Annotated in this window: 13 protein-coding genes and 1 tRNA gene; 2 read left to right on the top strand and 12 right to left on the bottom strand. The window is 39.8% G+C overall.

The window, feature by feature from the left end; genetic code table 11:
• Positions 1–8: 8 nt before the first annotated feature.
• From HGR01_RS05240 to HGR01_RS05210, 7 genes are all read right to left on the bottom strand, one after another.
• The gene (locus HGR01_RS05240; RefSeq protein ID WP_045872482.1) at positions 9–2699 is read right to left on the bottom strand and encodes a hypothetical protein; all 2691 of its coding nucleotides are present in this window, start codon (positions 2697–2699) and stop codon (positions 9–11) included.
• A complete protein-coding gene (locus tag HGR01_RS05235) occupies positions 2699–3028 on the bottom strand; it encodes a hypothetical protein (protein ID WP_045872710.1) in 330 nt (109 codons plus the stop codon). The genes HGR01_RS05240 and HGR01_RS05235 overlap by 1 nt, the downstream gene beginning before the upstream one ends.
• Positions 3029–3050: 22 nt before the next feature.
• On the bottom strand, positions 3051–3608 hold the full coding sequence (locus HGR01_RS05230; RefSeq protein ID WP_045872483.1) for a hypothetical protein: 558 nt from the start codon (positions 3606–3608) through the stop codon (positions 3051–3053).
• A gap of 482 nt (positions 3609–4090) precedes the next feature.
• Positions 4091–4498, bottom strand: a complete 408-nt coding sequence (locus HGR01_RS05225; protein WP_045872484.1) for a type II toxin-antitoxin system VapC family toxin — start codon at positions 4496–4498, stop codon at positions 4091–4093.
• Positions 4480–4701: a hypothetical protein gene (locus tag HGR01_RS05220; RefSeq protein ID WP_045872485.1), complete on the bottom strand. Its 222-nt coding sequence runs from the start codon at positions 4699–4701 to the stop codon at positions 4480–4482. The genes HGR01_RS05225 and HGR01_RS05220 overlap by 19 nt, the downstream gene beginning before the upstream one ends.
• 263 nt (positions 4702–4964) lie before the next feature.
• A complete protein-coding gene (locus HGR01_RS05215) occupies positions 4965–8072 on the bottom strand; it encodes a hypothetical protein (protein WP_168161010.1) in 3108 nt (1035 codons plus the stop codon).
• A gap of 221 nt (positions 8073–8293) precedes the next feature.
• Positions 8294–9313 (bottom strand): ParB N-terminal domain-containing protein, encoded by a 1020-nt coding sequence (locus HGR01_RS05210; RefSeq protein ID WP_052335318.1) that lies wholly within the window; start codon positions 9311–9313, stop codon positions 8294–8296.
• 365 nt (positions 9314–9678) lie between these two features.
• On the opposite strand from HGR01_RS05210, the gene HGR01_RS05205 reads away from it, so the two are divergent.
• The gene (locus tag HGR01_RS05205; RefSeq protein WP_045872487.1) at positions 9679–10032 is read left to right on the top strand and encodes a helix-turn-helix domain-containing protein; all 354 of its coding nucleotides are present in this window, start codon (positions 9679–9681) and stop codon (positions 10030–10032) included.
• Between the two features lie 83 nt (positions 10033–10115).
• On the opposite strand, the gene HGR01_RS05200 is transcribed toward HGR01_RS05205, so the two are convergent.
• Positions 10116–10364, bottom strand: a complete 249-nt coding sequence (locus tag HGR01_RS05200) for a hypothetical protein (protein WP_155539465.1) — start codon at positions 10362–10364, stop codon at positions 10116–10118.
• Positions 10365–11406: 1042 nt separating this feature from the next.
• Here HGR01_RS05200 and HGR01_RS05195 point away from each other — a divergent pair.
• Positions 11407–11679, top strand: coding sequence for a hypothetical protein (locus tag HGR01_RS05195; RefSeq protein ID WP_168161011.1), 273 nt, complete (start codon positions 11407–11409; stop codon positions 11677–11679).
• Here HGR01_RS05195 and HGR01_RS05190 read toward each other — a convergent pair.
• The 4 genes from HGR01_RS05190 to HGR01_RS05175 form a co-directional block, all read right to left on the bottom strand.
• Positions 11672–12793, bottom strand: coding sequence for a tyrosine-type recombinase/integrase (locus tag HGR01_RS05190; RefSeq protein WP_045872489.1), 1122 nt, complete (start codon positions 12791–12793; stop codon positions 11672–11674). The two genes, HGR01_RS05195 and HGR01_RS05190, sit on opposite strands and share 8 nt — an antisense overlap.
• A 152-nt stretch (positions 12794–12945) precedes the next feature.
• A tRNA-Ala gene (locus tag HGR01_RS05185) sits at positions 12946–13018 on the bottom strand.
• A 70-nt stretch (positions 13019–13088) separates the two neighbouring features.
• Positions 13089–13817, bottom strand: coding sequence for an HAD family hydrolase (locus HGR01_RS05180; protein WP_045872490.1), 729 nt, complete (start codon positions 13815–13817; stop codon positions 13089–13091).
• Entirely contained in the window at positions 13814–14731 is a 918-nt protein-coding gene (locus HGR01_RS05175; protein ID WP_045872491.1) for a class I SAM-dependent methyltransferase, read from the bottom strand. Before HGR01_RS05175 ends, HGR01_RS05180 begins: the two co-directional genes overlap by 4 nt.
• Between the last annotated feature and the right edge of the window lie 44 nt (positions 14732–14775).

Genomic DNA, 14775 nt, shown 5'->3' with positions numbered 1-14775 from the left:
ACTCTGAACTACTTTGTTTTTACTAGTTGCCTAGAAAGCTCTGTCAAAGCAACAAATTTATCTGGATACTTCGACAATGCTTGTGTTCTCTGCTCTTGCTCAGAAGGATTATTTGCCACTACCGCTAATAAATTAAATGCTGGATAATAACGACAAAAAGTAAATATTCCGTTATCATCCAGCAGCCATTGTGAATAAAAACCCTCCTTTTTAGGAAAGAAACTTTCTGTGGCATTACGAGAAATAATCTCCTGGGGATACTTCAAAATGCTTGAAAAACTATCAACAGCAGTCGGTTGAATACGTCCGATAAGTCGAGTGGTTAAGTTTTGAAAAATCTTGGAACCTGATGGAGATTTTGCGATCGTATCGGGGTCTTGGGCGGATAAAATTACTCTGATTCCGGCTTTTGCACCATTAGCACAAAGCCTACCAACCAAAGCTGCGATCGCATCAAATTCAAATAAAATTGGGCTTTCATCAATGAAAAAGATGCTTGCCGGAGATGCTAAAGCTCGTCGTAATGCCGCACTGTAAGCACTAAGACTCAAAATGGCTGCATCTTGATCGTTCGATAAATTACGCAGTGCAAAGATGAGTAAATGAGCATCACTGCGGAAGGTAGATGGTTGTGCTAACGCTTGTCCTACACGACTAGAAAGCCAGAATCTTAACCTTAACCGTATGGTTTCCAAAGCGGCTTTGGTATCCCCACTCAGGGAATCTAACCGTAAACGTTCGTGGGAGCAGAAACTCAAGAAATCATGCAATGTCGGCATTGCAGACCATTCGTCCGAGCCAAAGCCGTTAGTGTATGCAGCCGCATAGCGATCGCGGATTAATTCATCCCCAAAAAATGCTTTCAAAGCCAAAGCAATAATCGAACGGACAGTATTTGTCAGCACTTGTGAGGAGGCACTACCATGATTACCTACAACCATTGCCAGTAATGCTGTGGCCAAAAAATCCTTATAATCTTCAAACCTTTCTTGCTGCAATTTTGTAGGCAAGGAGCGTAAATTCGGCAACTCGAACAGATTACTCGACTCTTTACCAATATCGAAATATGCACCATCCTTACCCATAAATCGAGTGTAGTCAGTAAAAGTGCTAGTTCCATCTGGTTTTGGGTAATCTATTGCTACTACAGGCATTCCGTGCGCTAAGGCTTGCGTAAGAATCCCTGATGCCAAAACACTTTTACCTGCACGGGTGGTAGCAAATAATCCCAAGTTTTTGTGTTGGTTGTACAAATCGAGAAATACTGGTGTTCCTCCTTCTTCTGCGATTAATTCAAAACCGCTACTATCCCAAGCTTTGGTTCGCACCAGTGGCATCAATCCTGGTACTTCGCCACTTAAGTAAACTAACCTGCGATTAAAAGGCGCAGTCATCAAGCGTTCCCAAACTATCGGCAAAGTTTGCAACCAGATTCGCCAGGGATATTCGGTTTCTCTGATAACCCAAGCTGGACTCAGAAAACAGGATTGTAAGTAACGACAAGCTTCGTCTAATTGTTCGCGGGTTTTGCGATATACCAAAAATACTGTCGCTACGTGAATGGGAACAGCACCTTCATAAAGTTCTTCTTGAGCCGCAACAGATTTTTTGATGTTGAGTAGTGATTTTACGTCAACTGAGTTTTTATTCTGTGCAAGTGCGGCTGATGTATTTGCCTGTTTCGTTAAACGCTGCATATTGGTTTTTACCAACGTTTCCGAAGCTCGCATCAACTGACAGTAAATCTCGGTGTCGTAAACTCTTTCTCTTGATAAAACCTCCCATAAATAATGCATTTGTCGTTCTTTATCCACCCAACCACCGGGTTTATTTACAAAAGTAAGGGCGGCAATGTATTTTTCTTTGAGATGCACCCAACGTCTATCTGCAATGGGGATGGATGATTCGGACTCCATGAGGAAAGATGTGGGGGCGACATCTGAGTAAATTTCCTCTCGCAGTCCGTTTTCATCGAGAATTAAAAGTTGGGGAATTGGACGGGGTGGTGTGTTGTTAAATCGCTGCCAAAGTTCTGACCAAAGTTTATCAGCATTTATTGGGCGGATATCTAGCCCCATTTTATTGGATATTAATTGTTCCCATAGTTGGAATCCATCGGTAAAAGATGCGTGTATTAGGCGTTCGATGGCGATAAATTGTAGTTCGTTGATTTCTCCTGTAAATGATTTCCAAGAACGCTCTAATTTGGATAGAGCTTTTTCAAGCGCATCGCTTGTACCAGTGCTGTTGGTTTCAACTGTGTAGGTGCAATAAAGATGTAGTTTTTTCGGTTTGCGAACTCCTTGAATTGTTAATTGTTGCGTCCGGCATCGTTCTCCCATCAAGAGATATTGCAGTTCTTTGGTAGGAGCAATATCGCTCAAATTCTTAAGTTGTTGCTGTCGTGATGTATCGTTGGTAAACGAACTAAGATGGATGGTTAAACGTTCAGAGGATGGTAAATCTTTTAATCCCGATTCAATTGCATCAAAAACTGGATCAATTTGTTCGCTGCGTAGTGTGGAATGAATACCCGTACATTCAAACCCAAATTGAATTAGGAAGTTATCAACTCCTTTGCGTAGAAGATAAGCACCAATTGAACGCCCTTGTAGATTAATTTGCAACATTGTAACTAGTGAAAATGAATCTTCAAGAGGTGTTAATCTAAGTATGCGTTTACCAACTTTATTGCTCATTATTTTCTACCGTTTGATTTGGTTGAGTACTCCTTTAAATCCAATATTTTCTGATATCTCACACGCACTCGCGTCCAATGGGGAGTTGCAACAAATTTAGATAAAATATGCCAAGCGCCATTGGCTGTAAGTATCCACCAAGTTGCTATTCCCCAAGCTGCTGCTGCACAAGTCCAAACCCAATTCAGTCGAAATAGCCCATGTGCTAAGTAGTAAGAAATTCCACAAATTATTGCCCAAGGGATTAATTGATCTGCGGGGAATATTCCGATATTTGGTACTTTTCCCACTGTACTATTAACTTTACGGTATTTTGATTTTTCCTCCATTTTTTTATCCTCCAGTTTTAGTTCAGGTTCCAGTACCACCGCCAATAATTAAATTTGCCAGAATATCCCCCATAGTCACCGCAATCAAAATAATCATTGGTGTCCTGGCTAAATTTTGCCAATCTTCATCCTGACGAGCTGCTTGGATAACACGTACCAAAGAAATTCCTAAGTACAGGATGAATAATCCTCGTAGGACGTTAAACGATAAAGTAATTGCTTCTTGGGCACCTGTAAATTGCTCTGTCATCCAAGTTTCTGCATTTTGGAAAAATTGTGCTTGTGCGGTTGTGGAAAGAGCATCTAATAGTAGAAATGCACCCAAAACTGTTAATGCAGATGAAGTTATTTTGTATTTTCCAGAAAATTTGGCGATTGTATTGAATAAACCGTCCAACTCGCGCCGAAAAAATATTGCGCTCGTTCCCAATGTCGAAATAGCCAATGTCGTAATTCCAATCAAACTTGGGTTAATGACTACATCTATGATTGTTGTGGTAGTTGCCGTCAGGATTAATCTAGATGAACGAGCGTGATTTCTTTGACGTAATTCACAATCTTTAGACGGTTTCGAGAGCATAGGAATAAAAAAAATTCTATATCCATAATTAACTTTCGATTGATTGAATTTACATCAACCAATTGCCGGATATTTAACTCATATGTTTATACGATTCAATAATTGATTTATTAAGTCAAAATATTAACTTTTAGTTTGTGTATAGATGCCCAAAAAAAAGTTTTTGAGTATAGTTTTGTCTTTAAAATGTATATTATTACGTAATTAATTTGATGAAAATTTACTAGCGAATATCCGTAGCATACATAGAAATATATCTTCTTTGTCTATATTACTGTAATTCAAGTAACTTAAATATTTAAAAATTGATTAATAGTAACCAATGAAATATTCATTGTTAAAAGGTTTTGGGCTTTCGTTTTACTTGGTTACTATGATTACTATTTCAATAGTAAACAAATACAAAAAATACCAGATTATTCTTTGATAGCAAAATTTTAGTAAACGATAGAATCTCAAAATTGTGGATACGATTAGATCGCCTACTTCATCAAGTATGTATCGAGTTCTGAATACTGAGTAAATAAGCCATCAATACTAGCTAGTTTCGCTTGATAAACAAGTGCTGTGGCGATAATCAAGCGATCAAATGGATCTTTGTGGACAGGAGATAAGCTGACTGCTTTGTAGGCAATCTCAGCAGTTATCGGCAGCAATACAATTCCAGATGGCTCCAAAGCATCCTGAAACCATTGTTCGGCAGCGCAGGGTAGTTCTAGTCGTCCCCGTTGTTGTGCCAAGGCAACTTCATAGCATGATAGGGGTGAAATACTTACCACAAGAGCAGTTTCAATAATGTCTCGCCAGTGGGCAGGAAATCGCTCAAACTCTTGAGTGATGAACCATACCCAAATATGAGTATCGAGGACGATTATTTGAGACCTGGACAATCCTGTTCCTCAACGATGGGGCTAACCAAATCGCCCAACGTTTTACCTTTACCCGCGATCGCGGCAGGGGGAGTACGGCGTGATACTTGTGGTGTGGTATCTGAAAGAATCGTGACGATTACACGAGCTTTAGATATTTTAGGCTCATCTGTTAGCCACTTAACTTGACCATTTTCAATAATGGCTTCATAGCTTTGAAGCATTGATCACTCCGGATTTAAAAGCTAACTAGGAAGAATACAAAGCGTTTCTACATCTCCAAAATTAGCATGAAAAATCTTCAGTGGAGCAACTGTCAGTATTCCTAGTTTGAATAATAATAAGTATTTCCGCTCTGTGTTTATTTGTCAGATTCGATTACAAATATTATTTTCTTACTTGAGTTTAAATTGAGTAACTAATGGTTGAGACAGTTACATAATGCTTGTATGATAAATATCCCAGCAGTTACTATTTGCGTTTTTAACTAACTTGTAGCCTCATTGGAAATAGTAACCAAGTTTTGACTATTGCCATAATCAACTGAAAAATTTGTTTGACCAGCTAACTCAAAACTATTTATTCGCCCTTGAAGCAACTCAATAGGAATTTCCACGCAACTGCGAGTAGCCATCTGTGGAGATTTAGGTACGATAATCTCTCCATTGACATCAGCCCTAACATTTAGTTGACAACGTTGATAAGCGATGGAAGAGTCTTTGTCGCAATGAAACTTCTGTTTGCTGTAAGTTTTTCCACCGGCTTTTTGGATTTGCTGTCGAATCATCTTTTGGCTGTATGGTAACTCTGATTTAAAGTAACGGGACATGACAGGCCAGACCGAGTGGATGTAAACTGCCAGCGATTTATAATTATGGTTTTCTGGGTTGCCATCTTCGGTAATTAAGCGACAATTCCACTCACCAACTTCTGTTTGCGATCGCAATACCAAAAGTTTATCGATAAAATCATCCAGTGAGGATTTTTTAGATTCATCCTCATTTGCTTCGCCACACAAATAACTCAAATAAGCCCAAACTTCCTCTGCTAAAACCACACCAGATAGTTCAGCCAAGCGAAAAGCATAGTAACCAACCAATGCCAAACTTGATGCTAACCTGGCGTGTGCTGTGGGTAACTTGGAAATTAGCTGTGATTCCAAATCCTTAATTCCTTGTTGGTGATAACCAAGCTTGATGAAATCAGGTAAGGCAGATGAACACATTCGGGAAATCGCTCTTAATTCTGGGAAAGCTGGGGGATTTGGGTTTCCTGCAAACTCCAACCGAATCAACCTTGAAAGAATTATGGGGTCATTATCACCTATGGAATAATTGGAAGCCACTATCAAGGGACTATGGGGATCTTGGTTATTTTCTCGTACAGAACGTGACCCACCACCAAATTGGGTTTTAATTTGTTGGCAAACCCAGGAAATTTGAGTTTTATCAGGATCATCGAGAAACTGGGTTAACCCACCCATGAGTTTAAATCGTTCGTGATAGGCACTTTCTGAGGTTTGATTAATTTTCGCTCGATGGTCAAAACCTAAAAGTGAAAGTGCCGTCACAGCAGCGACTGTTTTTCCAGTTCCCGCATCTCCATACAGCCCTAAAACTGGAAAAAATCCTTCTGCTTCCTGAATTTCATCATAAAATAGTCCAGCCACAGAGAATGCTGTGGTAAAGAATGCACTCATAAACCCTGATTCGCCAAAGAAGTTTCGCATTGCCGAAACTAAGCGTGGTAGAACTTCTGCTTCGTGTTCTGTGTTGATTTTGGGGATAGGAATTTTTTCTTTAGCAATCAATGCCTCATTGAGAACCCAAAGAGATTGTTCCTCTGTTTGCTTTTTTCCATCTGCGCTAATTTGACAATTGGGAAATACCCAAGTGCCATCTGATTGCCGACCGAGACGTTCTGATAATTTATATCCTTTACCTCCACGCTCTCGATAAGCTGCCAGTTCTTTGTGCAAATATTGGTGAAGTTCTTCTGGCTTTAACTTATTGACAAGATAAACCTTGCCAGTGGAACGCGACAGACAATTAATAAAATCTGTAACTCGATGCAGTGCTTCAGCAGGAACTACTACCCTATCTTGTTCATTTGCTGAGTCATAACTGCGCTTTACCTGTAGAACTAATCCGCCAAAAGCATTGTTAGTTCCAATTAGTTCCCGCTCGACAATAAAACTAAAACCCGCTTTGGGAATCCATTGCCATTTGACATCGCCACCAGAGGCTTTAATTTTCTTCCAATATCCCAACTCTGACCTATCTGGATGTTGCACTGGTGCTACCCAATCCGCAGTATTAAATTGTACGTTTTTATACAAAAAATCATTGCGGATGTTATCAGGCCACAGCGAGATCCATTCATCAACTGAAATATAAGTGATCTGATGACGACCTCCTTGAATAATCAAGTCATCAATATCCTGTTTATCTTTGGTTAACTGTTCCCACCAACCAACTCGAATTTTACATCCCCACTTTTGCAACAACTTGACCGTCTCATAATAGCGGAGCATGATCTGCCGATTTGAAATCATACCCGCATCAACATACAAATCAATCACCAATTTTGATAAGGATATATTTCTACTTTGTGCAATGTTTTCCAGGTAACGTCTCAATAACTTTGGGCTACAGTCCCAAGCGGCTCCTGGCGCACCGATAATGATTTGCTGAAGATGACAAGCTACTGAGTGGGCTTTTAAAACTCCCTCGGCTAAACCAATAGAGGATAGTTGAATTGATAAAGGATGACAGAACGCCAATGGCATTTCCCCGTTATCTAACCTTGGGCCATTACCGTCCACAGGTGTGGACGACCCCCATTTATACTTACCACTACTTCGGTCATCTGGAAGTAGTTGGAACGCGATGATTTGTCTTAGCTCGTTATAAATTGGCAGGAATAATCCTGGTTGACCATATAAATACAATGAACCATTGCGTTCGACCACACCTGGTAAATTAGCACTGATGTGTTCCACTTGCTTGGTTTCCCAGGAGCGAAAGCCGATAAAATCAATAAATTCACTCAGTCTCCGCACATCAGTTAAATGATTGTGGTGAGCATCTGTTAGTTGTAGTTGTGTCAATATCACCCGGTAGTGTTTGTCTCGTTCTTCTTCACTCAGAACTTTCATCTGAGGTTGAGGATGATTTTGGCGTTGATTGTTATGCATCTGATGTTTGGGTTTCACTACAATTCTGGAGCGATGGTAGTTGTAGTCATTACATTCTCTAAACTTTGATGGGTAAGCTTGTTGTAATGCTCTAGCCCAAGAATTAGGCAGCCCTGTCAACTGGGCTATCTCTGTGCTGGATGCTTTCTTTCCTCGGTTTTGAAGCTCTGTTGCAGCTCTAAATAATTCATCTGCCACCAATGGTGTAATAAACTCTTGCCCCATCCCACTTGATAGCTCTCGGATGTAGATGTAACCGGATGGCGCAGAGTCACCAAGAGAATGATAGCAATAAAGGCTACCATCGTCATTCAACTTACAACTTCCTGTGGTATTTCCACAAACAGGACATGGATTTTTTTTGCTTGAATGCTTGCCTTTTTTCGGAGTTCCTGGCATGAGTTTCGGCTCTTGAATACGGCAACTTGAGCTAGCCAAAGCATAGAACTGAAGTTTTGTTGTGATGAAATTGGCTCAATTTGGAATTTATCGAAACGAATACAGGAGTTAGGACTCAGAATGAAGGCATGAATTATATATGAATGCAAGGGTTTTATATCAGGGCTAATTGATTCTGATTCCTTTATCCTGACTTCTGTATTCTTTTTCAAAGCTATTTTTTAGACTTCTAAGGGTATTTTCGACGATTGGGCAGCTTGTAAAAGATGATGACAAGTCCAGTCCACCAAAGTCATTCCTGATGCTCTGGCTGCGTCCTCAAACATTATTTGTAAGTGTGATGGCAGTGTGAGAGTGAAATACGAGTTCTTCGGTATAGATTGACAACCTTCAGAGTCACTCCACCGATATTGCCATCCAAGGCATTCCTCGCCCCTTGTTTGAGCATCCTTCTCTAGAAAACTCAACAAACCAAATTTATAGCAGTAGAAGCTGTGGTTATCCTTCACCTGTTCTTTACTGCAAAATTGACAATTCCAACAACTGCGTTTAAGAGGGTCATCTGTTTGTTTTCCACTTTGGGATGGATGTGCTTTTATCAGCTTAGTTGCTGCATCTACACTTTGCTCATTCAAGGCTTTTCGTAAATCATGAGCGGATTTGTCATTACCTTGTTGTCGGAGCTGATCTATTGCTGTGACTACCTTTTTAGCCTTGGAATAGTTACGACCACTACCTAAACCTACAAGTTTTGCTACTTGATCGCGGGTTTGTCCTGGAGACGATACAGGAAAATTTTCCTGAAGCGTTGTTTGTACACTCCTGCCTAATTTTTTATTAGTAGTAGCTGCTGCAATCTGTTGTCGTTGTTTCGCTTTCGCTTTTTCGATTCGTTCCCAAGCAATGGCTTCACGCACTTTTTGTTCGGTTGTCTTTTTGCGAGCGGCATTTTCTAACAACAGTGCTTCCAATTCAGCTTCCCGATGAGGAAAGTCTCTGATTTCTACTGGAATCTGATTCCAACCCAATAACAGTGCCGCTTTCCAATAAGGATGCCCGTTAATGATGGTATTTTCAATGGTTATCAGTAGCGGTCTAGGGTACTGAGCGTTTTGAATTAATCTCATCACATCAGAAACATCCTCTGCTTCTCCATAAATCGACAAATACAACGGATGGGGTTTTAGAGAGTTGGGGTCAAATGATTGAAAAATTGAATTGGGTTGGGAAGTCACACTCATAGAAACCCTAATTTTGTAAAGAATTGCCAAAAATCCTGATGCCAGTTACTCTTCACGCCATCAGAAATGCCAGATGTAGTAAAGTAAAATCGAGATAGTTCTCTCACCCAATAGCTATGAAAATGTTGCCCTTCCACGTCCTGTTTCATGGATTGGCATAGTTAAACGCAATTAGTATAAAAAGTTCATAAGTCTCAAAAACGAGGCATCCGACTTTTTATAACTACGGAAAAATCTCGACTGACTGATTATTTAGTCATATATGTCTAATTGCTTGGACACTTATTCTTAGTAATTTACCGCATTAGGTACGCTCTGATTAGCTTTGACACTAAAATCACACCGAAAAAGTATAAAATCTTAATATGGCAACCAAGGCAGAAAGATTAGCGGAACTCATTAAAGGGCTACGAGGTGCTACATCACAACGTCGTTTCTCTCAACAGTTGGGTGTGAGTAAATCTTGCGTTAATTTCTGGGAATCTGGCTTGGCTTTCCCTGATACTGGAAATCTTGAGAAGCTGGCAGCTTTAAAAGGATGGACGCTGGCGGAACTGCAAACCTACCTAGTAAAAGGAGATTTGCCTTCTGATGATGCGCTACAGCAGATTATTACTAAATTGCGATCGCTCCCCACAGAGGCTGTAGCTCAAGTAGCATCTGCGGCAGTAGAAACATTAGCCAGCAGAAGCCAGTCGGTGCAGGCAGTTATTAAGTAAGTCGGATTTGGGTGACTTGGGTGAATAGTAGCGATGCCAGCCTTGACATATTTATGTTCAGAAAGTCGTTTTTGCCAATATAATCAGTCACTTTCTGACGACAGTTTAGTGAAGATACAACAGTTTCTGGCAACGACGGTTTTCAAACCATCGCCATCTTGATGGGTGAGTAGGGGTAACTGCGGAATACTTAAGCTGGTTGAACGAAAACTATTCTTCAGTGGTGTTGGTAGACAATTTTTCAAGTTGAGTAATCGATGCTGCAAGGAGATTCCTTTGTCAGTGATCAAAATGCGTACTGCCAGGGCACGGATTTTTCTGCTCTTCATCATGATTTGATTGTGTGAGTGTTCAGTAATGTTTGCCCAGTGCGGTAGTCGTGCTTAAGTACACGAATGCTTCCCTGTATGAGAAATAATTGAACGATTTTCTTTGTTGCGTTTAATACTTATTACAAGATTTTGCCTAGATTAAATTTTCTCCAAATCTACCTAAAGGAATAAATTGGGCTTAATAATTTTTTGGCCTATCTTTGGATAGATGCATGAATTATATTTTTGATTTTTTAGTTAATACATTTTATACAAACACTTATAAGACTATTTTCAATAGAACTACACAAACTATTATGTGGTTAATTGTCAAAGATGATTTTGCCAATTTACAATAAAAATATATATAACAAGAACTTACCTAATACTTGTGAGCAAGGATATCCACCTTGTATTCTTCATCTAAAAATAGAACAAAATTTAATTAATAATTCATTCTAAAATCTATCTTGAAAAAATACGGGTTACAATCTGAATGTGTAAATAATGAAACATCTTACATGAACAGTATTATTTTTATCTTAGTGATATAGGTAGCAAATTAATTTTCTATAATTGCTGAAAGCTATTTGCAGAAAGATACTAATGAATTAGCAATTCAGGATACTAGAATGTCCTAAAATTTCAGTGTTCGGTTATGACTTATACCTTTAAATACTTAATTTGAAAAAGCATATGTGATCCTTGATCGCCCTAAGACCTTCTCTAAAAGGTTTCACATTACATAAATATCATTGAGCTTAAGTATTAAAAAAATCAAAGCTGAAGCATAATATACATTTTGGGAAAAATCTAATTATTTTATATCCAAAAAAAATTGTCAAAAAATAGATAAATTATGTATAAATGAAGCAAAGTGCAGGGTTCATCTACAACAGCTTCACTTAAGAGATTCAAGTTGTGCCTTTTGTCTAAATGATAGTTACATCTCAAAGTGTCGGGAGCATCATCGCATAGCGTTGCCGGATAGGGACATTGTGTATTGAAATTATCTCACTTTGAACGTGGGGCTAAATTTGGCATTCGATTATAGAGTTTACCTTTGATGCAACCAATGGAGTATCATTTCGTCTCTACCTCTAAAATTCAAGAGCGTTTAGGTATTTCTGCAAAAGCTCTGGCTGAGTATATCAATAGAGGATTACTAATCGCAGGAGTACATTTCTCTGTTCTTCCTGGAGGACATAAGCGCTATAACGTAGAGTTGTTAACTGACTGGCTTGCTAACCAGCAAGATCCTACTTCCCATCAACGGGCTATAGATTACTATCTCAAGTCATTGCCTTGCAATCAAGCAAGGAAACGAGCTAACTAAGAAAATCGTGAGTTTTGGGTTGGTGAATTACAATCCCAGCATATGAATCTAGGAGCACTTTAACATCGTGCCCTGTGGACTGAGCAATCACCACAGGATTTTCACCATTTTGAAGCCAATGGGAAATTAATGTAGAACGAGTTGTGTAGGGTTTTCGATATGGAACTTTTACTGATTGCAATATTGCTTTCCATACTCGTTTGCAAAAATTATTATCGTTCATTGGGCCACCTTTCGGTGCTGGGAAAACTAAAGCTTCGTCTTCCCATTGCGATCCACGCCGATTCAGCAAAATCTCCTGTACACGTTGAGAAAGTTTGACATATCTGGCCTTCTCATTTTTTGTATCCTTACGTGTTCCTCTGACAAAGGATTCTCCGATCCACATTACAGAGCAATCGTCCCAAAGGTGCTTCCACTGTAGCCCGATTGCTTCTCCAGGTCTACAGCCAGTCAAAAACATGAACTCCACGTAGTCTGCATAGTGGCAATAGTGTGGGTGATTGCGAAAACCTTCAAGAATTGCCAGACATTCTTGTTTAGTAAAAGGTTTTGGGCGAGCCTTTTGGGGTACCTTTAATCCCAAAAGGACTTCAGCCCAAGGGTTGGTATTGCTTTCAGGAAGCATCTTCTGTTTGATAGCCCAATTCCAACATGACTTTAAGACTGATAAGCGATCGCGAACTGTAATCGGCTTTTGTCGTTCCAAAAGAAATTGCTTAAACTTCTCAGCATGTGTTTCGTTAATGTCGTGTGCAAGCTTATTTTTGAAAACTTCGCTTAGGTGATCGGCAATGATTTTGTACTTAGTCAGTGTTTGGGTATCTAAAGAACTACGTTTGCTGTCGGTAAATCGTTCCATTAACTCTGACGCATTTAAACGGTCAGTTCTTTGATCATCTGGTTTGTACTTGTTGAGAGTGCGGTCGAAGTTGTTGCTGATAATATCATTAGCGATAGTAGCTGCTTTGCTGGTAGCTACGTTACGAGCTGTAACTCCATCTGGTAGCCCTAAGTATAGATAGTAAGCTTTTCCTTCGTATAACCAATACAGTCTCAACCTACCGTTGCTAGACTGAACCTTGACTAATTCTTTGCTGGATTTGCGTGGCATATTTGCCCCGATTCTAGATAATCTTTATCTAGTAATTATCTAGGATTATCCAGATTTGCCACATTTTCAGCTATAATTATTGACAATACAGGTATCTAGAATTCCTGGTTCAAAAGACTTGAAATCCTTATCCTGTATAAATTTGAGGTTAATGGAGAATAGGGAACTCGAATCCCTGACCTCTGCGGTGCGATCGCAGCGCTCTACCAACTGAGCTAATTCCCCTTATCTAAGATTGTAGATAGCGAAATTTGAGGAATAATCTTCAAATTATGCATATTCACTATTTTCTATCTTACCATTTATCTGCGGTTGGTTGTAACTCTTTCTGGGAAAACACTTCCTGCACTCGTTCTAGTTCCAAATCTGTCAAATAATCCACAGTCCAGTTACAACAGCGCTGAAGCATATGGAAGGGGTAAGTATTAGCTACGCCAACTACCTGCATTTGCGCTCTTTTTGCGGCTTGGATACCAGCTGGGGTATCTTCTATTACTAAACATTCTGTTGTTTGTAGATTCAAGTCGGGGTATTTTTGGTTGAGACGTGTTACTGCCAACAAATAACCATCCGGTTCTGGTTTACTGGTAGTGATATCGTCTCCCGCAACTATGACGGGAAAATATTCAGTTAATTGTGCGCGTTGCAGTACTATATCTATTTCTTGGCGAATTGCACCACTAACTAGCCCTAGTTTGAGATTATGGGAGCGCGCTTGAAATATCAAGTCGTCTACACCTGAGTATAAAGGCAGTTTTTCCAGCTGATCTAGTTCTTGGACATACATCTGCGCCTTTTGCTGGAGTAACTGAGTTAAATATTCTTCGCTGAGGACACGACCGCGATTGTACAATAGTTCTTGAAAACAGGCGCGGTCACTGCGTCCTAAAGAAGCTTGACGTTCGCTGTCCCGTTGCGGTTGGAGATTTTCTTGAATCAGAATCTCATCGATCAAGCGCAGGTGGATTTGCTCATCTTTAATGATGACACCATTAAAATCAAATAAAATCGCCTTTAAACTCATGCCTTTATGCCAAAAACTGGGGAGCCAAGATCCTCTAAATCATTATTATCGATTTTGCCATCTGTTGATTTTGATACGGACTGTTTAACTGTATTGTATTTAGTTACATCAACTTTGGATATGGGTTTTACGCCACTAGTTACTTGATGCATCCACCAAACATCTTTGCTTGATAAAGCCAAAAATCCTGCTTGATTCATGCTCTCATGGAGATTGAAAGCAGCATAGTCCCGCAGATAAGGCTCCTCAAACACTTCTTTGAGCCATTCTAGCTGACGCAGGGCCTTTTGATTACTATCTAAAATTAATACTTGTCCCCCAACTACCAGCAATCGGAAACATTCGCGCAAAATGTTTTGGGATACGGTTGTGGGGATTTCGCGAAATAATAAAGAAGCTGTTACTAAGTCAAAAGAAGCATCAGGAAAGGCGGTTTTTTCAGCATTACCATGTCGCCACAGTATGTCTAAACCAGCACTTGTGGCTTTATGTTCTGCCATTACCAACATATAAGCAGATAAATCTAAGCCGATGACTTGGGCTTGGGGGAAAGCCTGTTTTAACATCAAGGTGGTTGAACCTGTACCACAACCCAAATCTAGTATGCGTCGTGGCTGGACTTGAATTGTATCAATTACAGCTTGGCGCACAAGGGTTTCATTTGGTGGCAGCAAATATTGGAGAATTGGATCGTAGGAAACTACTACCTTGGGGTTGAGATAGCCACCCTCAATGCTGCGAAATTTATAGCTACTGTAGTAAGAGGGTAAGATTACATCATCTCTATGGAAGCGATCGCTCTGTTTTTTCCAGTCAATACTCAAAGCATACCGCTCTAATCCCTCTTCATCAATTAAAAAGCTGACTACAGGGGATATCAAACGTTCCCAGATTTTATGTTGAGGAACCGCCATAGAATTGCGCCAAATCGTAGATAGGTGATGGAAACCACAGTGCT

This window comes from Tolypothrix sp. PCC 7712 (assembly GCF_025860405.1).
GTDB lineage: Bacteria > Cyanobacteriota > Cyanobacteriia > Cyanobacteriales > Nostocaceae > Aulosira > Aulosira diplosiphon.
Note: the sequence above shows the minus strand (reverse complement) of the source record. Positions and strands in the feature narration are given on the sequence as shown.